Consider the following 1567-nt stretch of genomic DNA (forward strand, 5'->3'; position numbering starts at 1 on the left):
CACCGCGCCCTGACGCGCCACCACGAACTGGCCGATGCCCTGGCCGCCGTAGTTGTCGGCCAGCCCGTGGCCGTGCCCCGCACCGAGCCGGTGGGCTGTTTTATTGAGTAACTTTAGAGCGTGATGTTCCAGCACATCAATTGAATATATGAAGCACGTTTTCTCTTCCTTCCTCGCTGCTTGCGCCCTGGCGGTTTCGGCCCTCACGGCGCAGGCCCAGACTACGCCGCAGTACACTTTCAGCCAGGATATTGCGCCGCTGGTATACCAGCACTGCACGCCCTGCCACCGCACCGGCGAAGTGGCGCCGTTTCCGCTCACGAGCTACGCCGAGGTGGTGAGCCATGCCCAGACCATTAAGTACGTGACGGGTACGCGCTACATGCCGCCGTGGAAGCCTGACCCGCGCTACCGCCACTACCTCGACGAAAACACGCTGACCGACGCGGAAATTGCCAAAATCGCGGCCTGGGTCGATGCCGGCACGCCGCAGGGCAACCCGGCTACGACGCCGCCGGTACCCACCTACCCCAGCGGCTCGCAGCTGGGCACGCCCGATTTGGTGATTCCGATGGCGCACGCCTTCACGCACCAGGGCAATGGGCAGGACATGTACCGCATTTTCGTGCTGCCCGTAAACCTGCCCACCGACCGCGACATCTCGGCCATTGAGTTCCGGCCCGGCAACAAGCGCATCGTGCACCACTGCATCATCGCACTCGACACCACGCAGCAGGCCCAGGCGCTGGATGCGGCCGACCCGGGCTACGGCTACACGCAGTTCGGCGGCTTCGGCTTCACGCCCTTGGAGGGCGTGTACGGGGCTTGGGTGCCGGGCATGAACCACCGGTTTTACCCGTCGGGCATGGGCAAGAAACTCTACCGCCGCGCCTCGCTGCTGTTGCAGATTCACTACGGCCCCAACTTCGTGACGCAGAAGGATTCGTCGGTGGTGAACATTTTCTTCGCCCGCCAGCCCGTAACGCGCTACGTGCAGACGCTGCCCGTCATTTCGCCGCAGGTGCTCACCAACGGCCCGTTCGTGATTCCGGCCAATCAGGTAAAAACCTTCCACGCCCAGCTCACCGTGCCGTTCGATGCGACGGTGCTCAGCGTGTCGCCCCACGCCCACTTGCTCAGCAAGGGCTGGAAAGTGGCCGCCGTAAAGCCCACCAACGACACCGTTCGGATGATAAAAATCGGCGACTGGGACTTCCGCTGGCAGGGCACGTTCCGCTTCACGAGTCCGCTGAAAATACCGGCCGGCTCGCGCCTCGTGGCCGATGCCAGCTACGACAACACCGCCCAGAACCCGCGCAACCCCAGCAGTCCGCCCCGCATCACCACCTGGGGCGAGAGTACCCTGGATGAGATGCTGCTCACCTATTTCGAACTGCTGCCCTACCGCTCCGGCGACGAAAATATTGTGCTGAGCACCGCGCCCGGCCGGGCCACCACGCCTGGCACCATTCAGGTGGCGCTGTATCCGAACCCCGCCACCGGCGCCACGGCCCTCAACTTCCAGCAGGAGCGGCCCGGCCCCATCACCGCCACGCTGCTCGACGGC

Annotated in this window: 1 protein-coding gene; it reads left to right on the top strand. The window is 64.5% G+C overall.

The genetic code is table 11. The annotated features are described in order from the left end of the window. Nucleotides 1-148 precede the first annotated feature (148 nt). The coding region (locus ACYVDE_RS22315; RefSeq protein ID WP_460503735.1) for a hypothetical protein at nt 149-1567 on the top strand (1419 nt) is incomplete at its 3' end.

The organism is Hymenobacter agri, assembly GCF_054778495.1.